Source organism: Pelagibacterium luteolum (assembly GCF_900100665.1).
Classification (GTDB): domain Bacteria; phylum Pseudomonadota; class Alphaproteobacteria; order Rhizobiales; family Devosiaceae; genus Pelagibacterium; species Pelagibacterium luteolum.
The window spans coordinates 178,559-200,300 of sequence record NZ_FNCS01000004.1; the positions used below are offsets into that span (position 1 = coordinate 178,559).

At 63.3% G+C, this 21,742-nt stretch carries 20 protein-coding genes; 16 read left to right on the forward strand and 4 right to left on the reverse strand.

The window, feature by feature from the left end:
- Positions 1-42: 42 nt before the first annotated feature.
- The 3 genes from BLR31_RS09600 (at position 43) to cobO (ending at position 5,526) form a co-directional block, all read left to right on the forward strand.
- The gene (locus BLR31_RS09600; protein ID WP_090595320.1) at positions 43-891 is read left to right on the forward strand and encodes a LytTR family DNA-binding domain-containing protein; all 849 of its coding nucleotides are present in this window, start codon (positions 43-45) and stop codon (positions 889-891) included.
- Positions 891-4,697 (forward strand): cobaltochelatase subunit CobN, encoded by a 3,807-nt coding sequence (gene cobN / locus BLR31_RS09605; RefSeq protein ID WP_090595323.1) that lies wholly within the window; start codon positions 891-893, stop codon positions 4,695-4,697. The genes BLR31_RS09600 and cobN overlap by 1 nt, the downstream gene beginning before the upstream one ends.
- 184 nt (positions 4,698-4,881) lie before the next feature.
- A complete protein-coding gene (gene cobO / locus BLR31_RS09610) occupies positions 4,882-5,526 on the forward strand; it encodes a cob(I)yrinic acid a,c-diamide adenosyltransferase (RefSeq protein ID WP_090595675.1) in 645 nt (214 codons plus the stop codon).
- A 6-nt stretch (positions 5,527-5,532) separates the two neighbouring features.
- On the opposite strand, the gene BLR31_RS09615 is transcribed toward cobO, so the two are convergent.
- Together BLR31_RS09615 and BLR31_RS09620 are read right to left on the reverse strand one after the other, a co-directional pair.
- On the reverse strand, positions 5,533-6,021 hold the full coding sequence (locus tag BLR31_RS09615) for a hypothetical protein (protein WP_090595326.1): 489 nt from the start codon (positions 6,019-6,021) through the stop codon (positions 5,533-5,535).
- Positions 6,022-6,060: 39 nt separating this feature from the next.
- Positions 6,061-6,699, reverse strand: a complete 639-nt coding sequence (locus BLR31_RS09620; RefSeq protein ID WP_090595329.1) for a cation diffusion facilitator family transporter — start codon at positions 6,697-6,699, stop codon at positions 6,061-6,063.
- Between the two features lie 85 nt (positions 6,700-6,784).
- On the opposite strand from BLR31_RS09620, the gene BLR31_RS09625 reads away from it, so the two are divergent.
- The 4 genes from BLR31_RS09625 to BLR31_RS09640 are packed head-to-tail and all read left to right on the forward strand — an operon-like array spanning position 6,785 to position 10,211.
- Complete coding sequence (locus tag BLR31_RS09625; RefSeq protein ID WP_090595334.1) at positions 6,785-7,252, forward strand: MerR family transcriptional regulator; 468 nt, start codon at positions 6,785-6,787, stop codon at positions 7,250-7,252.
- Positions 7,253-7,287: 35 nt separating this feature from the next.
- Entirely contained in the window at positions 7,288-8,310 is a 1,023-nt protein-coding gene (locus BLR31_RS09630; protein ID WP_143009362.1) for a LacI family DNA-binding transcriptional regulator, read from the forward strand.
- Complete coding sequence (locus BLR31_RS09635) at positions 8,310-9,179, forward strand: hypothetical protein (protein WP_090595339.1); 870 nt, start codon at positions 8,310-8,312, stop codon at positions 9,177-9,179. Before BLR31_RS09630 ends, BLR31_RS09635 begins: the two co-directional genes overlap by 1 nt.
- Positions 9,180-9,221: 42 nt before the next feature.
- Positions 9,222-10,211 (forward strand): cobalamin biosynthesis protein, encoded by a 990-nt coding sequence (locus BLR31_RS09640; protein WP_090595342.1) that lies wholly within the window; start codon positions 9,222-9,224, stop codon positions 10,209-10,211.
- Positions 10,212-10,381: 170 nt separating this feature from the next.
- Here the strand turns inward: BLR31_RS09640 and BLR31_RS09645 are convergent, their stop codons facing one another.
- Entirely contained in the window at positions 10,382-11,134 is a 753-nt protein-coding gene (locus BLR31_RS09645) for a cobalt-precorrin-6A reductase (protein WP_090595345.1), read from the reverse strand.
- A gap of 50 nt (positions 11,135-11,184) precedes the next feature.
- On the opposite strand from BLR31_RS09645, the gene cobA reads away from it, so the two are divergent.
- Genes cobA through cbiB form a run of 4 tightly spaced genes read left to right on the forward strand, consistent with a single transcriptional unit; the run spans position 11,185 to position 15,737 of the window.
- Positions 11,185-12,027: a uroporphyrinogen-III C-methyltransferase gene (gene cobA, locus BLR31_RS09650; RefSeq protein WP_090595348.1), complete on the forward strand. Its 843-nt coding sequence runs from the start codon at positions 11,185-11,187 to the stop codon at positions 12,025-12,027.
- Positions 12,020-13,318, forward strand: a complete 1,299-nt coding sequence (locus BLR31_RS09655; RefSeq protein WP_090595351.1) for a cobyrinic acid a,c-diamide synthase CobB — start codon at positions 12,020-12,022, stop codon at positions 13,316-13,318. The genes cobA and BLR31_RS09655 overlap by 8 nt, the downstream gene beginning before the upstream one ends.
- Entirely contained in the window at positions 13,318-14,784 is a 1,467-nt protein-coding gene (locus BLR31_RS09660; RefSeq protein ID WP_090595354.1) for a cobyric acid synthase, read from the forward strand. The genes BLR31_RS09655 and BLR31_RS09660 overlap by 1 nt, the downstream gene beginning before the upstream one ends.
- Positions 14,781-15,737, forward strand: coding sequence for an adenosylcobinamide-phosphate synthase CbiB (cbiB, locus tag BLR31_RS09665; protein ID WP_090595358.1), 957 nt, complete (start codon positions 14,781-14,783; stop codon positions 15,735-15,737). Before BLR31_RS09660 ends, cbiB begins: the two co-directional genes overlap by 4 nt.
- Positions 15,738-15,827: 90 nt before the next feature.
- Here cbiB and cobU read toward each other — a convergent pair whose 3' ends face one another.
- Positions 15,828-16,358 carry a bifunctional adenosylcobinamide kinase/adenosylcobinamide-phosphate guanylyltransferase gene (gene cobU / locus BLR31_RS09670; protein WP_090595677.1) on the reverse strand — a complete coding sequence of 177 codons (531 nt, stop codon included), beginning with the start codon at positions 16,356-16,358 and terminating at the stop codon, positions 15,828-15,830.
- A 175-nt stretch (positions 16,359-16,533) separates the two neighbouring features.
- On the opposite strand from cobU, the gene BLR31_RS09675 reads away from it, so the two are divergent.
- Genes BLR31_RS09675 through BLR31_RS21675 form a run of 5 tightly spaced genes read left to right on the forward strand, consistent with a single transcriptional unit; the run spans position 16,534 to position 21,742 of the window.
- The gene (locus BLR31_RS09675; RefSeq protein WP_176762597.1) at positions 16,534-17,421 is read left to right on the forward strand and encodes a glucosamine kinase nucleotide-binding domain-containing protein; all 888 of its coding nucleotides are present in this window, start codon (positions 16,534-16,536) and stop codon (positions 17,419-17,421) included.
- Between the two features lie 18 nt (positions 17,422-17,439).
- Positions 17,440-18,921, forward strand: coding sequence for a glucose-6-phosphate dehydrogenase (gene zwf / locus BLR31_RS09680; RefSeq protein WP_090595364.1), 1,482 nt, complete (start codon positions 17,440-17,442; stop codon positions 18,919-18,921).
- A gap of 41 nt (positions 18,922-18,962) precedes the next feature.
- The gene (gene pgl, locus BLR31_RS09685) at positions 18,963-19,661 is read left to right on the forward strand and encodes a 6-phosphogluconolactonase (protein WP_090595365.1); all 699 of its coding nucleotides are present in this window, start codon (positions 18,963-18,965) and stop codon (positions 19,659-19,661) included.
- A gap of 48 nt (positions 19,662-19,709) precedes the next feature.
- The gene (edd, locus tag BLR31_RS09690) at positions 19,710-21,524 is read left to right on the forward strand and encodes a phosphogluconate dehydratase (protein ID WP_090595368.1); all 1,815 of its coding nucleotides are present in this window, start codon (positions 19,710-19,712) and stop codon (positions 21,522-21,524) included.
- A gap of 44 nt (positions 21,525-21,568) precedes the next feature.
- Positions 21,569-21,742: a hypothetical protein gene (locus tag BLR31_RS21675; protein WP_176762598.1), complete on the forward strand. Its 174-nt coding sequence runs from the start codon at positions 21,569-21,571 to the stop codon at positions 21,740-21,742.

Genomic DNA, 21,742 nt, shown 5'->3' on the forward strand with positions numbered 1-21,742 from the left:
TGTCCGTTCGGACTGGTGCGAGGCGCGGCGCGTGAGGGGCCGATGATTTCGCCGCAATCGATCCGCAACGAGGATGCCGAACTCGAACGCCGCGTGGCGATCCGGGTGTTCATCGGGTCCGCAGCATTTCTTCTGGCCGTCGGGATTTTGAACGCCGCGACGCTTTTGACCGAGGCGGAGCGCGAGGGCATCGCGCTCGATCCGCGCATGCCGATCGTTTTGGAAATGAGTTCGGTGCTGGCGATCCTGTTGCTGGTGCCACTGCTCGTCTGGTTCGAGCGGCGCATGCCGTTCTCGCCCGAGACCTGGGGGCGAGCGCTGCTCTGGCACGGGCTTGGGACCGTGGTTTTTTCTCTCCTGCACGTAACGCTGTTCAGCCTGTTCCGGGCGGCGCTGTTTCCGCCGCTGTTTGGTGAGGCTTACGTCTTTGCCACCAATCTTCCCGTCGATCTGCTCTATGAGTATCGCAAGGATTTGCTGCCCTATGCGGTGATCGTCCTGCTGCTCGGGCTACAGCGCCAGCTCGAGGAGCATAAGCGCGAGGCCCAAGCACTGCGCACGGAGGCGCGCCGAACCGGCAGGGTGACGCTGAAATCGGGCGGGCGCACGCTGATCATCGATGCCGGGCGCGTCGAGTGGGCTGCAGCGGCGGGCAATTACGTCGAGATTCACGGCGTGGGCGAGACGCAACTGGCGCGGATTTCGCTTTCCGGTCTCGCCACGCTTTTGATCGAGGCGGGGGCCGACATGGTGCGGGTACACCGCTCGCACCTCGTCAATCGCGACAAGGTGCGCGAGATCATTCCATCGGGCGATGGCGATTTCCGCGTGAAGCTGGCCGGGGGCGCCGAAGTGCGCGGATCGCGGCGTTTCAGGGAGGCGATCGCCTGATGCATTTGCTTGCCGCACAGGCCGGAGCCCTGCAGCAGGAGGGCGAGGCGATCGATCTAGCCCAGACGCCGGGCGCGTTTGCGTTTGCGTCGTCGGCCGATAGCGAACTCGCCATGCTGGCCGCTGCCGCCGACAGGGCGGGCGAGGACGGCTTGCGACTGGCCAATCTCATGCGGCTCACGCACAACTTCTCGGTCGACCTATGGTGCGAGGATACGCTGGCCCACGCCAGGCTGATCGTGATCCGGTTGATCGGCGGCTCGGCCTATTGGCCTTATGGGTGCGATGAGATCGAGATGCTGGCGCGGCGTAAGGGTATCGCGCTGGCGTTCCTGCCGGGCGATGCCACTCCCGATCCGGTGCTTTTGGGACGCTCGACGGTGGCCGAGGCGGACTGGCACGCGCTGCATCAACTGTTTCTGGCCGGTGGCCCGGACAATGCCGATGCGATCCTTGAGGCGTTTCGGGCGCTGGCGCGGGGTGAAGCGATCGGCGCGGCGGCGACGCCGTTTCCGGCCTTTGGGTTCTGGGATCGGGCGCGGGGGATCGTTAGCGCGCCGGCGCGGCAAATGTGTCCCGAACCGGTCGGCACAGGGCTGCAAAAGCCGGCACATGTGCCCATTCTGTTTTACCGCGCCGTGCTCGAGGGATCGGGGACGGCGACGCTGGAAGCGCTGATCGGGGAACTGGAGCGTCGGGGGCTCGCGCCGGTGCCGATGGTCATGTCCTCGCTCAAGGCGAAGGACTGCGCGGGGTTCGTGCGCCAGGCGCTGGGGGACATCCAACCGGCGGCGATTTTCAATCTTACCGGGTTTGCCCTGGGGGTAGGCGATCTTTCTCATGAGATGAACCCGTTTGGCTCGACCGACGCGCCGGTGATCCAGCTCGTGCAGGGGTCGCGTCCCCCGGTCATGTGGGAAGCCGATCCACGCGGGCTGACGCAAAAAGACCTCGCCATGCAGGTCGTGTTGCCCGAAATCGACGGGCGGATCGGGGCGCTGATCGTAGGGCACAAGGCAGAGGCCGTGTGGCATGAGCGGACGCAGTGCCCGCTGACATCTTTTGCGCCCGAACCCGATGGCGTGGCGCGGGCGGTGGAGTTGGCGGCAAATTATGCGAGGCTTCGGGCTAAGGCGCCAAGTGAACGCCGGGTGGCGATGGTTTTGGCCAATTATCCGTTGCGCGATGGGCGGTTGGCAAATGGTGTGGGGTATGACGCACCGCAGTCGAGCGTCGTGATTTTGCGTGCGTTCGCGGCGGCGGGGTATGATGTGGGGGCATTACCGGCGGTGGGTGATGCAGACTCGGCGCACCCCTCATCCTACCCTTCGGGTCACCTGAGGGGTGCGCTGAGCGTGTCGCGGGATCGTGCGCTGGACGATGGCACGGCTTTCATCGAACACATTCAGACCGGGCCTACCAATGCCCGGCCCCAGCATGGCGTGTCTGATGCGGTGATGTCGTTGGCGCGGTATCGGGAGCTTTTCGAAACGCTGCATCCTTGCATCGTCGAGGACGTGCCGGCGCGCTGGGGGGCGGTGGAGGACGACCCGTTTGTGCGGGGAGATGGGATTCATTTGCCGGTCAAGGTTTTTGGCAATGTCGCGGTCCTGTTGCAGCCGGCGCGGGCGTATGATGTGGCTGAAGAGGACAGTTTTCACGACCCCAATCTTGTGCCGCCGCATGCCTATATCGCCGCCTATCTGTGGCTCAGGCATGAGTTCGGGATGGACGCGCTGATCCATAATGGCAAGCACGGCAATCTCGAATGGCTGCCGGGCAAGGCCAATGCGCTGGATTCGGAAAGCTACCCCTCGGTGCTCTGGGGGCAGGTGCCCCATTTCTATCCTTTTATCGTCAACGATCCAGGTGAGGGCACGCAGGCCAAGCGCCGGACCGGCGCGACAATCATCGACCATCTGGTGCCGCCGCTGACGCGGGCCGAGACTTACGGGCCGCTCAAAGACCTCGAAGCGCTGCTTGATGAATATTACGTAGCAATGGGCATGGATCAGCGCCGGCTGGAAAGTCTCAAGCGCAGGATATTGGAATTTACCCGCGACGCGCGGCTCGATGCCGATATCGGATTGCCCGAGGATGAGACGGCGGCGCTGACCAAGATCGACAATTTTCTGTGTGAATTAAAGGAAGCCCAGATCCGCGACGGACTGCACATTCTGGGGCAGGCGCCCGGGGGTGATTTCGAGCGTGATCTGCTGGTGGCCTTTGCGCGGGTGCCGCGTGGGGAGGGCGAGGGTGGCGATGCTTCGTTGATCCGGGCGCTGGCCGATGATCTGCGGCTGGGCGTCGATCCGCTTGATCTTGAGATGGCGGCGCCCTGGACGGGGCCAAAGCCCGATGTGCTCGATACGGGCGGGGTGTGGCGCAGTGCCGGTGACACCATCGAACGGCTCGAAGCGCTGGCCGGGCAATTGGTGATGGGGCGGGAGGCTCCGGCTGAATGGCAAGCGACGCGCGCCGTTCTCGATACTGTCGAAACGGTGATCCGGCCGCGTCTGAGAGCCTCGGGGCCAAACGAGATCAGAGCGTTGCTCGATGGGCTCGACGGTAAGTTCGTCGCCCCCGGGCCATCGGGTGCGCCGACGCGGGGGCGGATCGATACGCTTCCGACGGGGCGCAATTTCTATTCCGTTGATAACCGGGCGATCCCGACGCAGACGGCGTGGGCGCTGGGTCAAAAGGCGGCGGAAAATCTGTTGCTGCGCCATTTCCAGGATCATGGCGTGTGGCTGACGTCTCTGGCGATGAGCGTTTGGGGCACTGCAAACATGCGCACGGGCGGCGATGATATCGCCCAGGCGCTGGCACTGATCGGGGCGCGGCCCAAATGGCAGGGCGCGTCGCTCTCGGTGATGGGCTATGAGATCATCCCGCTCGCCAAATTGGGGCGGCCAAGGGTGGATGTGACCCTGCGGATTTCCGGGCTGTTCCGCGATGCGTTTCCCGCACAGATTGCCCTCTTCGACAAGGCCGTGCGCGCCATTGGCGCACTCGATGAACCGGTCGAGGACAATCCGATCGCGGCGCGCATGCGCACCGAAGCGCTCGACATGATGGCGGCGGGCGCCAGCCAGGATGACGCCGGTTTGCGGGCCGGGCATAGGATTTTCGGCGCGGCGCCGGGCGGGTATGGCACGGGTGTCGGCAAGCTTGTCAACAGTGGGAAATGGCGCGACAAGGCCGATCTGGCCGAGGCGGTGCTGGCGTCGGGGCAGTATGCCTACGGCGCGCACGCGGAGGGCGTTGCGGAAAAGGCGCTGTTCGCCGATCGTCTGAGAATGGCCGATGCTGTGGTGCACGTGCAGGACAATGCCGAGCACGATATTTTGGATTCCGACCAGTATTACCAGTTCGAGGGTGGACTATCGGCGGCGGTCGAAACGCTTTCGGGCGCAAAACCGGCGGCCTACCATCTCGATACCTCGCGGCCCGAAACGCCAAAGGTGCGGACGCTCGAGGAAGAGGTGGCGCGAGTGATGCGGGCGCGGGTGGTCAATCCCAAATGGATCGAGGGCATGAAGCGCCATGGCTATCGGGGCGCGTTCGAAATCATCGCCACAGTCGATTTCATGTTCGGGTTCGCGGCGACCACGGGCGCGGTCAAGTCGCACCATTTCGATCTGGCGTTCGCCGCGTTCGTCGAGGACGAGGCAACGCGCGACTTTCTGATCGCGGCCAACCGGTTCGGCTATGATGAGCTGATCGCAAAATTCAACGAAGCCCGCGAACGCGGCTTTTGGGCGCCGCGGAGCAATTCGGCGTTTGCGTATTTGGTGGATGAATGATGGGGACGATTGGAAATTATGCGTGTGACGGGGCGCTGCTCCTGGACCCCGGGAATAAATTTCGGGGTGACGGGTGTGGGAATTGGCAGGGCGCCACGCACACTCTCAGCCGTCATTCCGGGGCCTGTTCCCGGAATCCAGCGCAGCGCCCGCACGGACCGAAAATGCCGGAGATGAAACCAGAATGACCGAACGCCAGCCGAAAAAGACCGATCTGATGAGCGAGGCGGAGCGCGATGCTTATCATGCGGAGAAGATGAGAAAGAAAAAGGCGGCGCGCGACAAGCTGGTCGAGGCCAATTCCAATGAAAAGGGGCTGCTGATCGTCCATACCGGCAAGGGCAAGGGCAAGTCGACTGCTGCGTTCGGGATGGTGTTTCGCGGCATCGCGCACGGGTTCAAGGTGGGGATCGTGCAGTTCGTGAAGGGCAAATGGCACACGGGCGAACGCGATATTCTGGATCACTTTCCTGACCAGGTGTCGATCAACGCCATGGGGGACGGGTTCACCTGGGAAACCCAGGATCGCCAGCGCGACCTCTTGGCGGCGCGTCAGGCGTGGGACAGGGCGAAGGAACTGATCGCCGATCCGGACTACCAGATGGTGCTGCTCGACGAACTCAACATCTGTTTGCGTTACGACTATCTGCCGCTCGACGAGGTGATCGCCACGCTACGCAATCGGCCGATCGACAAGCATGTTATCGTGACGGGGCGCAACGCCAAGGACGAGTTGATCGAGATCGCCGATCTCGTGACGGAGATGACGCTGGTCAAGCATCCGTTCCGGGAGCAGGGGGTGAAGGCGCAGGCGGGGATCGAGTTTTAGTTCCTGCTAGAAGCAGGCGCCGTCCTGGCCGAGGCTCATGCCGAGGCGGTTGACGATGGGGTCGAAGGCGGGGACGTCCATGGCGGGGTAGTCGAGCCGGACATTGGCCGTCTGGCTGCCGCCACAGGTCAGGATTGCCTTGGCGTAAAAGACGTGACCACCGCGCGTGCCGGTCCATGAGGCCCAGTCGGGGGTTTCCGAACGGTAGGTAATCGACCAGCCATCGCCCTCGTCGGCGCCGATGCGGCGGGCGATTTCGGCCATGAAATCCGCGTTCTGGGTCGGTCCGCCCCAGGTGGTGATCTTGGCGCGGCCGTGATCGGCGCGAAACACCTTGCCCTCGCCGGGCACGCTGGGCGTGCCGTCGGCGAGATAATTGGCAGGGACATCGACCGCCGATCCGAAGCGCGGATTGACATAGCGCGTCCAGTCATTGCCCAGGGCGGGCAATGCGAGAAGCGGCAGCAGCAATGTGCAGGCGAGAAGTCGAATCATCAATCACCAATTTGCCTGCGATTGCGGCTGGCGCAAGGCTCATAAATGTTCGTGATGATGATGCTGTGTGGCGCCCCTCATTTCTGTAAGAGCCTGGATGAGAATCCGGGTCGCCGAATGGAGGAATAGCGCCGCCATGAGGCCGGCGACGACGAGGTCGGGCCAGCCGGACTGGAAGACGAAAACCAGCCCCGCCGCGCCCATGACGGCGACATTGCCGATGGCGTCATTGCGCGAGCACAGCCATACAGAGCGTACATTGGCGTCGCCCTTGGCGTAGTCCATGAGGAGCCAGACGCTGACAAGGTTGGCCAGCATGGCGATGAAGCCGACAATGCCCATGATTTCAGCCTGCGGCATGCCGATATAGAGCACTTGGTAAAGCGTCGAGCCGGCCACCCACAGACCCATGACCAGCAGCGAGAGGCCCTTGGCGATGGCTGCCGAGGACCGCATCCATAAAGGCTGGCCGATGACGAGGAACGAGATGAGATAGGTGACGCCATCGGCGAAAAAGTCGAGCGCGTCGGCCTTGAGAGCCTGGCTGCCCGACAGGGCGCCAGCCGACATCTCCATGGCAAATCCGGCGAAATTGATCACCATGACGGCGATCAGCCGCCGCTTGTAATCGGGCGACAGCCCTTCAAATTGCGGTTCGTGCGAATGGGTGCAGGCCATGGGAATGTCGTCCGGAGAGTTGCGTATTGTGTGACGACACCCGATATAGGACCTCTAGTCACCAGAGGTTCAAGAGGTATTTTTGATGGTGCCGTCAGATTATTCCATCGGCGATCTGGCCCGGCATACGGGCATCAAGGTCGCAACGATCCGCTATTATGAAACCGTTGGCCTGATGCCGCCGCCCCCGCGCACCGAGGGTAATCAGCGCCGATACGGCAAGGGAGCGCTCGACAGGCTCAATTTCATCGCCCATGCCCGCGCCTTCGGGTTTTCCATGGAGGCGGTGCGGCATCTTCTGACGATTGCCGCGCACCCGGAGCAACCCTGCGAGGATATCGATGCGCTGGTGGCCGAGCGGTTGGTTGAAGTCGAGATGAAAATTTCAGGGCTGACCCGGCTGCGGGACGAGCTTTCAGACCTGTTGCACACTCATGACGGCGGCGTCGTGCGCGAATGCCGGATCATCGAAGCGCTGTCGGACCATTCGGCCTGCCCGCCAGGGCACAAACATCATGGACTGACGGCTGAACTTGCCACCGTTGGCAAATAGGCTAGAAGATCAGGCGAGGAGTTTTGGGGGGCACGGTGAAACGGCCATCAATCGGGGATGTCGCGCGGCATGCGGGGGTTTCGACCGCCACGGTTTCGCGCGCGCTCAATTCTCCCGAGACGGTGACCGAGAAAACCCGCCGCAAGGTGACCGAGGCTGTCGAGGAATTGCACTATGTGCAGTCTGAAACCGCGCGCAATTTCAAGCTGCAGCGCGCAAGCGCCGTCCTGGTCGTGGCGCACGATATCGGCAACATCTATTATTCGGAAATCTTTCGCGGCATACAACGGCGCGCCGAGGCGTCCAATTTTTCAATCACGATTGCCAATCCCAGCCCCGGCGGCACGCAGGACTTGATCCTCTCCAATTTGCGGACCTCCAAGGTGGACGGGGTGATCATCCTGTCGGGCCACGAGATCGCCGAGCGGGACATGAAGCTTTTGCAAAAGCTCTATTCCGGCACGCCGCCGATCGTTGCCATGTGCGAGGAGCGCGGCCATGTGCGCGTGCCCCACATTCTGATCGACAACGAACGCGCCGGTTATATCGCCGGGCGTCATCTGATCGAGATGGGGCACGTAAAGATCGGCCACGCCTATGGTCCCAACCGGGCGCCGGTGCGGCGCGCCCGCGCCAACGGGCTGCGGCGAGCGATGACCGAGGCCGGGATCGCGATCAACGATACTTATTTCTTCGAAGGCGGGTTTTCCGCCATCGGCGGTCGGTCGGCAGCGCAGAGTTATCTTTCGCTCAAGGACAGGCCCACGGCCATGTTCATGCCCAATGACGAGGCGGCCATGGGGTTCATCTCGCAACTGCATCGCTACGGCATTTCCGTGCCCGGTGATGTGTCGGTGATGGGGTTCGACGATATCGTTCTGGCGGACACCTATGTGCCGGCACTGACCACCGTGCATCAGCCCAAGGAAGAAATGGGGCGGCATGCGATGAATCTGGTGCTCGACATCATCGAGCGCCGGACACGCAGCGAACTCCCGATCATCGAACTGCCGGTGCATCTCGTGCCGCGTGACAGCGTGGCGCGCATAAAACCCTGATGCGGTTCGATCGCATTCTGGCCGTCGACTGGTCTGCGGCAAACGCGCCCAAGCGTGGCAAGGATTCAATCTGGATCGCCGAGGCGCGTGGACCTGAGGCGGTGACCAGCGTCAATATCGCAACGCGCGATGCTGCCATGACAATGATCAGGCAAGCCTGCCGCGATGCGTTGAAGACCGGCGAGCGCATGCTGGTGGGGTTCGACTTTCCGTTCGGCTATCCCGCGGGCACCGCGCGGCATTTAGCAAGCGAGGACAGTTGGGAGGCGCTATGGGCCATGCTGGCGCGAATGGTCGAAGACGGGCCGGATAATCGCTCCAATCGGTTCGAACTGGCGGCGCGGCTCAACCAATTTCTGCCCGATTGGCCGCGCTTTTGGGGGCATCCGCATGGGCGGACATATTCCGGGCTCACACCGACCAAGCCGCGTGATCTGGCCAATGGGCTGAGGGAGAGGCGCATCGTCGAGGCGATGGTGCGCAGCGCCAAGCCGGTCTGGCAGATGAGCTATACTGGCTCGGTCGGGTCGCAGGCTTTGCTCGGCATCGCGCGGCTGGAGGCATTGCGCAACGACCCAGCCCTTAAGGGAGCCGTCGCCGTCTGGCCGTTCGAAACCGGTTTTGCAGCGAATCTCGATCGCCCGATCATCCTCGCCGAGATCTATCCCTCGCTCTATCCGGTGCCCAAGATATCTGGCGCGATCAAGGATAGGCAGCAGGTCGAAATGGTGGCATCGCGCTTCGCGGCGGCAGACCGGGATGGATCGCTTCTGGCCCTGCTCGGCGAGCCGGCAGGCCTTTCCCCTGCGGAGCGATCTGCGGTGCTCGACGAAGAGGGCTGGATTGTCGGGGTGGGTTCTATGTGCTAGGCGGGAAAACCGAACTCGCTCACTCAAGTTAAACCATCCAGCGTGAAAACCCCGCTCGTCTTTTCCACCTCCCCTCGCGGCGACGAGACTGCGCGTCACATCGCGCAACTGCTCGGCGTGCCCGTCCATTTGTGCGGCGCGGGGCGTGGGGATGCCGCGCCCCTGGTCAATTCTGCCTATGCTGCGCGGACACCGATCGTTGGGGTCTGCGCGGCGGGCGTCTTGATCCGGCTTCTGGGCGAGCTTGGAGATCGGGCCTCGGAGCCGGCTGTGGTTGCTGTTTCGGCGGACGGCAAGATGGCGGTGCCGCTGCTTGGCAGCCATCGGGGCGCCAATGCGCTGGCGCGCTGGATCGCCGACGGTTTCAAGGGCACGGCGGGGATCACCTCGAGCTCGGATACGCTTTACGATTTTTCGCTGGAGGATCCGCCGCCGGGCTATGTGGTCGCCAACCCCGATGCCGTGCGTCCACTGATGGCCGCGCTGCTCAAGGGCGAAAAGCTCAAGGTCGAGGGCTTGTCGGGGTGGCTGGAATTGGCCGGCTATCCCGTCTCGGCGGCAGGCAGTCAGCTTTTGCGGTTGACGGAAAATCCCGCACCCGGGCCGGGCCTGCTTGTGCATCCCAAAACCATCGTGATCGGGATTGGGGCGACGAGCAAGGCGACGACGGACGAGGTGGTGTCGCTGGTGCGTTCGAGCCTGGCCCAAGCCTGCATAGCCAATCACGCTGTGGCGGCACTGGCGACGATAGAGTCGCATGCCAAGACAGCGGCGATCGTCGAGGCGGCGGAAGCGTTCGGCGTGCCTCTGCGGGTGTTCACCCGCCGCGAGATCGACAGGGAACGCAAGCGATTGGCCACCCCGTCCGAGACGGTGGACGCGGCGACGGGGCTGGCGGGTGTGTGCGAGGCCGCGGCACTCAAGGCCGGGACATTGCTGCTGGCCAAGCAGGTGGCTGGGAATGTGACCTGTGCGCTGGGGAAGGCCGATACGCCGATTGATGTGGGGCGGTTCGGCAGGGCTGTGGGGTAATGTGCGGGCGACCGTGGGCTTGGTGAAGGCCCCCTCACCCGGCGCGTTGCGCCGACCTCTCCCCCGAGGGGAGAGGTTAAGAACGAACTGCTGGTTTTGCCCACTTCAACCTCTCCCTTGGGGGAGAGGTCGCCGCGGAGCGGCGGGTGAGGGGGCCTTGCTGCCCTGCTTTATCTCAGCCCGATCATCTCAAGCAGATCGGCAACGCTCGACGCTGTCGCGGCGGGCGGCAATTCTGGGCGTTGGATCATGATCACCGGGATGCCCAATTGGGCGGCGGCGTCGAGTTTGGCGACGGTGTGAGTGCCGCCTGAATTCTTGCTCACGAGATGGGTGATGGCTTCTCGGCGCAGGAGCGCGCGCTCGTCTTCGAGGGCGAAGGGCCCCATCCCCTTGATGATGCGCCAGGACTGCGGCGCGGCGCGCGGATGTTCGATGACGCGCGCGACAAATTGGCAATCGGTGCGAGGATAGAAGGCCGGGACCTCCTGGCGGCCAATGGTGAGCAGGACCTTGGCATCGGGCGGCAGGGCTTGCGCGGCGGCCTCGAAATTGGGCACCTCGATCCACTCGGCGCCCTCGGGGCGCTGCCATTGTGGACGGTCGAGGCGTATAAAATCGGTGTCGGTGGCGGCGCAGGCAGCAACCGCGTTTGACGAAATGCGCGCGGCGAAGGGATGCGTGGCGTCGATGACCAGCGAAACCGCATTGGACCTGATATAATCGGCAAGGCCATCTGCGCCGCCGAACCCACCCACGCGGATAGCGCCGGGCGGCAGATTGGGCGTTGCGGTGCGGCCGGCCAGCGAGGAGGTGACGGCACGGCCCTGCTCGACGAGCCGGCTGGCGAGCGCGCGCGCTTCGCCTGTTCCTCCTAGAATGAGGATGCGCCCCCGTTGGTGATACGCGTTGCCGTTGCTCATAAGCACGCTTTATACAGCGGTAATCGATTTGGACGCACGCGGAGTTTGAGATGCTGGGCTGGTTGCGCCGCAAGGCGCCAACGCAAGGTCATTTCGCCCGGCTCGATGGAGCCGGGTTCGCTGCGTTTGCGCCCGGTTCGGTGTGGCTGGTGGGGGCAGGGCCGGGCGCGCCGGGACTGATCTCGCTGCTGGGCTATCATGCGCTGGGCGAAGCCGATGTGGTCGTTTACGACGCTTTGGTCGGCGAAGGGTTTCTGGATATGGCCAACCCGAAAGCCGAAACCGTTTTTGCCGGAAAGCGCGGCGGCAAGCCCTCGCCCAAACAGGCAGACATCACGCTCAAGCTCATCGATTATGCCCGCGCCGGGAAAAAGGTACTGCGCTTAAAGGGCGGCGATCCGATGATGTTTGGTCGCGGCGGGGAGGAAACCGAAACGCTGGCGCGCGAAGGCATCCCATTCCGCATCGTGCCGGGGATAACGGCAGGGGTGGGCGGGTTGGCGTATGCCGGCATCCCCGTAACCCATCGCGACACCAATCATGCTGTGATGTTTCTGACCGGGCACGACGACAAGGGCGGAGTGCCGCAGGGCGCGGATTGGGACGCAGTGGCCAAGGCGGCGCCGGTCATCGTCATGTATATGGCGGTGAAACATCTCGGCTCGATATCGGCAAAGCTTTTGGCCGGCGGGCGTGATCCCGCGGATCGCGTAGCAATCGTTTCTCATGCCGCGTCCCCGAAACAATCGGTGATCGAAACGACGCTGGCTCAGGTGGATGCGCTGCCAGGCGATATCCCGACTCCGGCCATCATCGTGATAGGTCCCGTTTCGCGCTATCGCGAGGGGCTCGATTGGTATGTAGGGGCGCTGAGGGAGAACCGGTTTGGCTGAGGCTCCGCGCGGATTGGTGATTGCGGCGCCGCGGTCTGGGTCGGGCAAGACGGCGATCACGCTCGGCATTGCGCGAGCGCTGGTCAATTCGGGTTATCGCGTGGCGCCGGCCAAGACCGGGCCCGACTATATCGACCCGACATTTCTATCGCGCGCGGCGGGCGATGCAGCGATCAATCTCGACCCCTGGGCGATGACGGCCGAAACGCTGAAAGGGCGGGCGTGGGCGCATGCCGACGGGCGCGACATGCTCTTGGTCGAAGGCGTAATGGGGCTGTTCGATAGCGCCCTTGATGGCAAGGGTTCGACGGCGGATTTGGCGGCGACGCTGGGGCTGCCCGTGATCCTCGTTGTCGATTGCGACAGGCAGGCGCAATCGGTGGCGGCTCTGGTGCATGGGTTTGCGAGCTTTCGCGATGATGTGCGGGTGGCTGGCGTCATCCTCAACAAGGTGGCCTCGGACAAACATGAGACCATGCTGCGCGATGCGCTGGCGCGCGCAGGCATGGCGTGTCTTGGCGCGGTGCCGAGGCGCACCGATCTGGCGCTGCCGGAGCGGCATCTGGGACTGGTGCTGCCCGAGGATATCGAGGGCGTGGAAGAATTTATCGCGCGGGCCGGTGCGGTGATGACCACGCATATTGATTTCCGCCTGCTGGGCGCGATGGCCGCGCCGGTTCGTGACGCGCACGATGTGCCCGCGCTGCCGCCGCTGGGACAGCGGATTGCGATCGCGCGGGATGCGGCGTTCGCGTTTCTGTATCCGCATCTGCTCGGTGCGTGGCACGCGGCGGGGGCGGAGCTCAGGTTTTTTTCTCCGCTTGGCGATGAGGGGCCGGCGGACGATTGCGACGCGGTGTTTTTGCCCGGGGGCTATCCGGAATTGCACGGGGCCGCGCTGGCCGGGGCGGAACGGTTTCGTAATGGGCTGGTCGCTGCGCGCGACCGGGGCGCGCTGATTTATGGCGAGTGCGGGGGCTTTATGGTGATCGGCGAGACCCTGACCGATCGCGAGGGCACCGTCCACAAGATGACCGGGTTGCTGCCGGTCTCGACGGCGATAGACCGGCCAAAGCGGGTGCTGGGCTATCGGCGACTGTCGCATACTTCGCCATTGCCATGGGGTAGCGAGATTCTGGGGCACGAGTTTCACTATTCGCGGTCGGGGCCGAGCGATCTGCCGCCGCTGTTTATGGCGCGCGACGCGATTGGGACCGAGATGGCGCCGATGGGCGCGCAGATCGGCAAGGTGATGGGCTCTTACGCCCATGTCATCGAGGCGGCATCCTAATGGCGCGCGTGCTGATGGTTATGGGGACGGGGTCCGATGTCGGCAAGTCGCTGATCGTTGCCGGGCTGTGCCGTGCCTTTGCCAATCGCGGGCTGAGCGTTGCGCCCTTCAAGCCGCAGAACATGTCCAACAATGCAGCGGTGACCACCGATGGCGGCGAGATCGGGCGGGCGCAGGCTCTGCAGGCACTGGCGGCGCGAAAAGCCTCGGTGACGGCGATGAACCCGGTGCTGCTCAAGCCCGAAAAGGACACTGGTTCGCAGGTGGTGGTGCGCGGCAAGCGCGTCGGGTCGATGAGCGCGCGCACCTATTTCGCCGAGCGGTCCCGGTTCATGCCGGACGTGGTGGATGCGTTCGCTGAACTCGCGGCAGATGTCGATCTGGTAATTGTCGAGGGCGCGGGCAGCGCGTCGGAAGTCAATTTGCGCGAGGACGATCTGGCCAATTTTGGCTTCGCGCAGGCGGTCGACGCGCCGGTGCTGCTGGTGGGCGATATCCATCGTGGTGGCGTGATCGCCTCGATTGTCGGAACGTTTGCGGTTCTGGAGAAAAGCGATGCCGATCTGATCGTGGGAACGCTGATCAACAAGTTCTTCGGCGATTCTTCGCTGTTCGATGCCGGGCGGGAGATTATCGAGGGCAGGACGGGCCGGCCCTGTTTCGGGGTGGTTCCGCATTTCGACAAGGCTAATCGTCTGCCTGCAGAGGACGTGCTGGCGCTTGAGGCCGATAATGCAAGTTCGGGCGATATGGTGATCGCCGTGCCACGGTTTGCGCGCATCGCCAATTTCGACGATCTCGATCCGTTGAAACGTGAGCCGGGGGTGAAACTCGTGATCGTCCAGCCGGGCGAAGCGCTGCCGCGGGACGCCAAGCTTGTGATCCTGCCGGGATCGAAGGCTACGCGGGCCGATCTCGATTTTCTCCGTCTTCAAGGCTGGGATATCGATCTCGCTGCGCATATCCGGGCCGGTGGGCATGTGCTCGGGATATGCGGTGGCTACCAGATGCTGGGCCAAAGCGTTGCCGATCCCGAGGGGATCGAGGGCCGGCCGGGGGAAACGGTGGGTCTGGGGCATCTCGACGTCACGACGCGGCTGGAGGGGCAAAAGCAGTTGCGATTGGAACGCGCAGTCGATGCCGTCGCGGGGCTGGCGCTCAGCGGGTACCATATGCATATGGGCGTGACGACGGGCGGTGATACGCGGCGGCCCTTTGCCATGGTCGATGGGGCGCCGGAAGGCGCGCGGGCGGGCAATGGCAGGGTGATGGGGACTTATCTGCATGGACTGTTCGCTGCCGACGACTTCCGCCGCGATTTTCTGGCGCGGCTCGGGATCGCAACTGATCCGCTGCTCGATTTTGATGCCGATATCGACGCCACGCTCGATGCGCTGGGTGCGCATCTGGAAGCCCATCTCGACCTCGATGCGATTCTGGCGCTGGCGCGGGAGCCAGGAGCATGATCGCGTTTCTGGCGACCGTGCTTGAGCGCTTTGTCGGCTATCCGGCGTGGGTGGTCGACAGGATCGGCCATCCGGTGATGTGGATCGGTAAGCTCATCGAAGGGCTTGAAGCGCGGTTCAACGACCCGGAAAAATCGTTCGAGACGCGGTTGGGATTGGGCGTCGTGAGCATGGTCGTCGTGGTGCTGACGACGCTGGTGGTGACGCTCGGCATCCAGTCGGTGCTGCGGTTTGTGTGGCTGGGTTGGGTGATCGAGGTGGTGCTGGCCTCGACGCTTCTGGCCCAGAAGGGGCTTCGCGATGCGGTGATGGCGGTGGCCACGGCGCTGCGGCAGGACGGCATCGAGGGTGCGCGGCGGGCGGTGGGTGAAATCGTGGGGCGCGATACAAGTGCGCTCGATGAAGCGGGCGTGTCGCGCGCAGCCGTCGAGACGCTGGCGGAAAACACCTCCGATGGGGTGATCGCCCCGCTGTTCTATCTCGCGCTGTTCGGGCTGCCGGGAGCGGCTGTCTATAAGGCGATCAACACCGCCGATTCCATGATCGGGCACCGCAATGAGCGCTATGCGGCGTTCGGATGGGCGGGCGCCAAGCTCGATGATCTTGTCAATTTCATCCCGGCGCGGCTGACGGCGTTGCTGTTTGCGTTTGCGGCGCGGCTCATGCCGGACGCCGATGGGCAAGCGGCCTGGGCGGCGGCAAAGCGCGATGCGCCGCACCATGCCTCGCCCAATGCCGGTTGGCCGGAAGCGGCCATGGCCGGGGCGCTGGGGTTCGGGCTGGGTGGACCACGGGCTTATGATGGCGAGATGGTGGATTTGCCCAGGATGGGCGAGGGGAAGCGGTTGCTGACTGCGGACGATATCGGGATGGCTGTGCGGCTTTATGACCGGGCCATGGTGATCGCGCTGGCGATTTTGCCGGTGTGGGCGCTTGTAGGGCTTGTGATCTGATTGGGCGGGCGCTCAAGGCCCTCTCACCGGTCTGCCGGCCACCCTCTCCCTTGGGGAGCGGGTTGGGACCAAGCGCGCTTTCCCAACACCTCAAGCCGTGGGCGCTTGGCCTTTGACCACCATGGGGATGCCGGCCACGACGAAATAGACGTGATCGCAGATGGCGGCGAGTTCCTGGTGGGCGGCGCCGGCGAGGTCGCGGAAGGTGCGGGCGAGAGCGTTGTCGGGGACGATGCCGAGACCGACTTCGTTCGAGACCAGGATGACCTGGGTGTTCTCGATCCCCCCAAGAACCTCGACCAGCATGTCGACTTCATCGGCGACGTCGCGCTCCATGCTGAGGAGATTCGTGATCCACAGCGTCAGGCAATCGACGAGGATCACGTCATGGGCTTGCGCCGCAGCGAAGATCGATTGGGGCAGTTCGAGGGGTTCTTCGATGGTCGTGAACCGCCCTTCGCGCGAGCGTTGATGCGCGGAGACGCGTTCGAGCATTTCATCGTCGAGGGCTTCGGCTGTCGCAAGATAGGCAGGGGATTTGCTGTTGCGGATGGCAAGCTGCTCGGCCAACGCCGTCTTGCCCGATCGTGCTCCGCCCAGCACTAGGATATGACCGCTCAAAACCTGGCCTCCGCTTTCATTCAATACCAAATGTGTGTCGGGCTTGCGCAAAGTGCAAGCTTTGGCCGATGCTTGGGCCGGTAATCGGACCCAATTACGATTTGACCTTATAATACTTTCGTCCTATGCGCATGCATCAAGGACCGAAAGCCCAGATTCCGGAGCGAACCCGATCGTGCCCAAATATTTTCTCGGCGTTGATGGCGGTGGCACCAATTGCCGCATCCGGCTTGCCGACGCCAATCTTAGAACGCTCGCCGAGGCGAGGGGTGGACGCTCCAACCTTCAGCTCGAGGGCGGTGATCCGGCGTATTTTTCGATCCAGGAAGGCACGCGTCAGGTCTTTGCGATGGCCGGGCTCGATTTTGCCGCGACGACCCAGACCCAGGCGTGCTTTGGCATGGCTGGGGCGCGGCTGCCCTCCGCACGCGAAGCCTTTGCCCTGCGCGACTGGCCGTTCGAAAAGGTAACGGTCTATGACGATATCGATATCGCCCGTGCCGGCGCCCATGAGGGCGAAGACGGGGCGGTGATTATCGTGGGCACCGGATCGGCGGGCATGGCGCTGGTCGATGGCCAGCGTTTCCAGGTCGGTGGCTGGGGCTTTCACATCGGCGACCAGATGTCGGGCGCAATTTTAGGGCGCGAACTGGTGCGGTATGCGGTCGAGGCCGATGACGGGCTGGTGCCGACATCGCCCCTGACCAAGGCTGTGATCAAGCAATTGGGCGGCGACGTAAACACGGTGATGGCCTGGAGCTTCGACAAGCGTCAACCCGCCGATTACGGCGCGCTGATGCCGTTGTTCATGGATTATTTCGACAAGGGCGATCCCGTGGCGCTCGATCTCATGGAGATCGAGCTTGGCTTTATCGACCGCTACGTGTCTTACTTCAAATCCTGTGGTGCAAACAGGCTGGCCGTCGTCGGCGGCTTTGGGCAAAGGCTGCTGCCTCTGCTCGAAATCCGCTATGGCGACTATGTGTGCATGCCGCGCGCCGAGCCGCTGCACGGCGCCGTCATCCTGGCCTGCCAGAACGCTGCCACAGCCGATATATCCTGAACCGACGGAGGCCCGTCCTTGTCCGCACGTATCATTCCGGTCCAGCCCTTCGACTATGTCGTCTTCGGGGCGACGGGCGACCTCACCAAGCGCAAGCTGATCCCTGCGCTCTACCACCGATTTGCCGACGGTCAGTTCGATGAGCGCTCGCGCATCATCGGCGTGTCGCGCACCGAAATGAGCGACAAGGCGTTTCAGAAACTGGCCCGCGATGCGGTGACCGAGTTCGTGGAAGCCGACTATCAGGACAAGGCGACGGTCGACAAATTCATCTCGTGCTTTTCCTATGTCGCCAATGACGTGTCCAACCGGGACGGCTGGGCTGACCTCGAAAAGGCGCTGCGCACCGATCCCGAGATCGTGCGTGCCTTCTACCTCGCTGTCGCGCCATCGCTGTTCGGGCCGATCTGCGAATATCTCGACAACAAGGGCTATTGGCGCCGCGACGCGCGGGTCGTCGTGGAAAAGCCGCTCGGCCACGATCTGGCATCCTCGATGGAAATCAACGATGCCATCTCGGAAGTGTTCGCCGAAGATCAGGTCTATCGCATCGACCATTATCTGGGCAAAGAGACCGTCCAGAACCTTCTGGCCCTTCGCTTCGGCAATATCTTGTTCGAACCCATCTGGGATGCTGCCCATATAGACCACGTCCAGATCACGGTTTCCGAGGACGTGGGCGCGGGAACGCGCGGCTATTACGATGATTCCGGCGCGCTGCGTGACATGGTCCAGAACCACATGATGCAGCTTTTGTGCCTCGTCGCCATGGAGCCGCCGGCATCGGACGATGCCAATGCGCTGCGCGACGAAAAGCTCAAGGTCTTGCGGTCGCTCAAGCCCATTACGGGCGAAAGCGTCTCCAAGTGCACGGTGCGCGGACAATACAAGGGCGGCGCGGTGAATGGTGGCTCGGTCGCCGGCTATCAGGACGAACTGCCCGAGGACAAGAAGGGATCGAAAACTGAGACCTTCGTTGCGATCAAGGCCGAGGTCGAAAACTGGCGCTGGTCGGGCGTGCCGTTCTATCTGCGCACGGGTAAGCGGCTGGCCAATCGTGTATCGGAAATCGTCATCCAGTTCCGTGCCATACCCCATTCGATCTTCGATCACGCCGAGGGGGCGCCAAAGCCCAACCGGCTGGTGATCCGGCTGCAGCCCGACGAGGGCGTCAAGCTGTTCCTGATGATCAAGGATCCCGGCCCCGGGGGCATGCGGCTGCGCGAAGTGCCGCTGAACCTCTCGTTCGCCGAAACGTTCAATGAACGAACCCCGGAAGCCTATGAGCGGCTGCTGCTCGACGTCATTCGCGGCAACCAGACGTTGTTCATGCGCCGCGACGAACTCGAAGCGGCGTGGCGCTGGATCGATCCCATTCGCGAAGCCTGGGACAATTCGTCCGACGCGCCCCAGACCTATACCTCTGGTACTTGGGGGCCAACCGGTTCGGTCGCGCTGATCGAGCGTGACGGACGGACCTGGCACGAAGGGGATTACTGATCCCCGCTGCCAGCCCGCATCTTTTTTTCGGAGCATAGACCATGACCATCGAGCGCAACGTGTTTTCCGATCGCGACAAGCTGGCCGAGGCGCTGGCCGAGGCGGTTGCCGACAATCTCAATGCGGGCCTCGATGAGCGCGGCAGGGCTTCGCTCGCTGTATCGGGCGGCTCGACGCCGAAGCGGTTCTTCGAGGTGCTTTCGGCCCGTGACGATGTCGATTGGGAGAACGTCACGATCACTTTGGTCGACGAGCGCTGGGTGCATGAAAGCTCGGATCGCTCCAATGCCGGGCTGGTCAAGGACAACCTTCTGGCCGGCCCTGCCGCCGAGGCGATTTTCGTGCCGCTCTATTCGGGCGGCGAAGCACCCGATGCCGAAGGGATCGCCAAGACCAACGAGCGGCTGGCCGCCGTTCCGAGCCCGTTCGATGCGGTGATCCTTGGCATGGGCAATGACGGGCACACGGCATCGTTTTTTCCCGGCGGCGATACGCTGGAAGACGCGCTGGGCAATGCAGGGCCCGCGCTGGCCATTCGCGCACCGGGGGCGGGTGAACCGCGCGTGACGCTAACCTTGCCCAAGGTCCTCGATACCCGCTCCCTCTATCTCCATATTGAAGGAGAGGAGAAAGCGGAAACGCTCGACAAGGCGCTCGAGACCGGACCGGTCGAAGCCATGCCGGTGCGCGCAGTGCTCTCTCAGAGCCATGTGCCCGTATCGCTCTATTGGTGTCCGTAACGCCAACCCGATTTCTGCCCTCCACCTTTCCTCGCTCAGGAGGCGACAATGACCGTAAAGACCGCAATCAAGGACGTGACCGATCGTATCGCCGCGCGCTCGGAACTCTCGCGCCGCGATTACCTCGACCGGCTCGACAAGGCGCGCGACAAGGGCGTGCACCGGGCGGCGCTCTCGTGCGGTAATCTCGCGCATGGGTTTGCGGCCTGCGGGCCGACCGACAAGGCGGCGCTGGCCGGAGATCAGGCGCTCAACCTCGGGATCATCACAGCCTATAACGACATGCTCTCGGCCCATCAGCCCTACGAGACCTATCCCGACCTGATCCGTGCGGCGGCGCGCGATGCGGGTGGCGTGGCGCAGGTGGCGGGCGGCGTGCCGGCGATGTGCGATGGCGTGACTCAGGGCCAGACGGGTATGGATTTGTCGCTGTTTTCGCGCGACGTGATCGCCATGTCGGCGGCTGTCGGCCTCTCGCACAACATGTTCGATGCGGTGACCTATCTTGGCATCTGCGACAAGATCGTGCCGGGTCTGGTGATCGCAGCGTTGACCTTCGGGCATCTGCCGGCTGTGTTCATTCCTGCCGGCCCGATGACCACCGGTCTGCCGAACGACGAAAAGGCGCGGGTGCGCCAGCTGTTCATGGAAGGCAAGGTCGGACGCGCCGAGCTGCTCGAAGCCGAGAGCAAATCATACCATGGCCCCGGCACCTGCACGTTCTACGGCACCGCCAATTCCAACCAGATGCTTATGGAAATCATGGGCCTGCACCTGCCGGGCGCAAGCTTTGTCAATCCGGGCACGCCGTTGCGCGATGCGCTGACCAAAGCGGCCGTGAAGCGCGCTTTAGCCATCACCGCGCAGGGCAATGAATATACCCCGGCCGGGCATGTGATCGACGAAAAATCGATCGTCAACGGCCTGGTAGGCCTTCTGGCGACGGGCGGATCGACCAACCATACGATGCATCTGGTTGCCATGGCCAATGCGGCAGGTCTTCGGATCACATGGGACGACATGTCGGCGCTTTCCGACGTCGTGCCACTTCTCGCGCGCGTCTATCCCAATGGGCTGGCTGACGTGAACCATTTCCACGCCGCTGGGGGCATGGGGTTCCTGATCCGCGAACTGCTCGATGCAGGCTATCTGCACGAAGACGTAACGACCGTGTGGGGCAAGGGGCTGGAGGCTTACACCAAGGAGCCGCGCTATATCGAAGAAGAACTGAGCTTCGAGCCGGCGCCAAAAGAGAGCGGCAATCCCAAGGTTTTGGCCAAGGCGACAGAGCCGTTTGCCAAGACCGGCGGGCTGAAGCTGCTGTCGGGCAATTTGGGCAAATCGGTGATCAAGGTCTCGGCGGTCAAGCCGGAAAACCGGGTCATCGAAGCACCCGCCAAAGTCTTCCACACCCAGCAGGGTCTGCTCGATGCCTTTAAAGCCGGCGAGTTGACGAGCGATTTTATCGCGGTCATCCGGTTTCAGGGGCCAAGGGCAGTGGGCATGCCCGAACTTCATAAATTGACGCCGACTCTGGGTATCCTTCAGGACCGTGGGATCAAGGTCGCTCTTTTGACCGACGGTCGCATGTCGGGGGCCTCGGGCAAGGTGCCGGCGGCCATTCACATGACGCCGGAAGCTGCAGATGGTGGTCCGATTGCCAAGATCCGCGAAGGCGACATGCTGCGGCTCGATGCGGAAGCGGGGACGCTCACCTATTTGGGTGACGAACGCGCCTTCCTGGCCCGGACGCCGGCAACGGAAAATCTCGAGCATGAACATTTCGGCATGGGACGCGAATTGTTCGCAGGATTCCGTCAGCTCGTCGGCACGGCCGATCGGGGCGCCAGCGTCTTTGCATGACGGCCCTGCCGATATAGACAGGGGAAAGTTGGGAGGAGACGGGAATGCGGATATTATATGCAGTGCTGCTGGCGGGCGTGCCGACGATCAACACGTTTTGGGTCATGACGTCGGGATTGGCCTGGCCGGTGCAGCTTTTGCTATTGGCGGCGGGCGTGGGCGTTAGCGCCTATCTGATCCTTGCCGCAATGCGGCAGGCGGGGGCGCAAAAGCTCTGA

Excerpts from the sequence above, each read along its gene's own strand:
- cobO (WP_090595675.1), top strand. The coding sequence starts at position 4,882 with ATGACCGAACGCCAGCCGAAAAAGACCGATCTGATGAGCGAGGCGGAG.
- cbiB (WP_090595358.1), top strand. The coding sequence starts at position 14,781 with ATGATCGCGTTTCTGGCGACCGTGCTTGAGCGCTTTGTCGGCTATCCG.
- BLR31_RS21675 (WP_176762598.1), top strand. The coding sequence starts at position 21,569 with ATGCGGATATTATATGCAGTGCTGCTGGCGGGCGTGCCGACGATCAAC.
- BLR31_RS09635 (WP_090595339.1), top strand. The coding sequence starts at position 8,310 with ATGCGGTTCGATCGCATTCTGGCCGTCGACTGGTCTGCGGCAAACGCG.
- BLR31_RS09645 (WP_090595345.1), bottom strand. The coding sequence starts at position 11,134 with ATGAGCAACGGCAACGCGTATCACCAACGGGGGCGCATCCTCATTCTA.
- cobN (WP_090595323.1), top strand. The coding sequence starts at position 891 with ATGCATTTGCTTGCCGCACAGGCCGGAGCCCTGCAGCAGGAGGGCGAG.
- BLR31_RS09625 (WP_090595334.1), top strand. The coding sequence starts at position 6,785 with ATGGTGCCGTCAGATTATTCCATCGGCGATCTGGCCCGGCATACGGGC.
- cobA (WP_090595348.1), top strand. The coding sequence starts at position 11,185 with ATGCTGGGCTGGTTGCGCCGCAAGGCGCCAACGCAAGGTCATTTCGCC.
- BLR31_RS09660 (WP_090595354.1), top strand. The coding sequence starts at position 13,318 with ATGGCGCGCGTGCTGATGGTTATGGGGACGGGGTCCGATGTCGGCAAG.
- BLR31_RS09615 (WP_090595326.1), bottom strand. The coding sequence starts at position 6,021 with ATGATTCGACTTCTCGCCTGCACATTGCTGCTGCCGCTTCTCGCATTG.
- BLR31_RS09600 (WP_090595320.1), top strand. The coding sequence starts at position 43 with ATGATTTCGCCGCAATCGATCCGCAACGAGGATGCCGAACTCGAACGC.
- BLR31_RS09620 (WP_090595329.1), bottom strand. The coding sequence starts at position 6,699 with ATGGCCTGCACCCATTCGCACGAACCGCAATTTGAAGGGCTGTCGCCC.
- pgl (WP_090595365.1), top strand. The coding sequence starts at position 18,963 with ATGACCATCGAGCGCAACGTGTTTTCCGATCGCGACAAGCTGGCCGAG.
- edd (WP_090595368.1), top strand. The coding sequence starts at position 19,710 with ATGACCGTAAAGACCGCAATCAAGGACGTGACCGATCGTATCGCCGCG.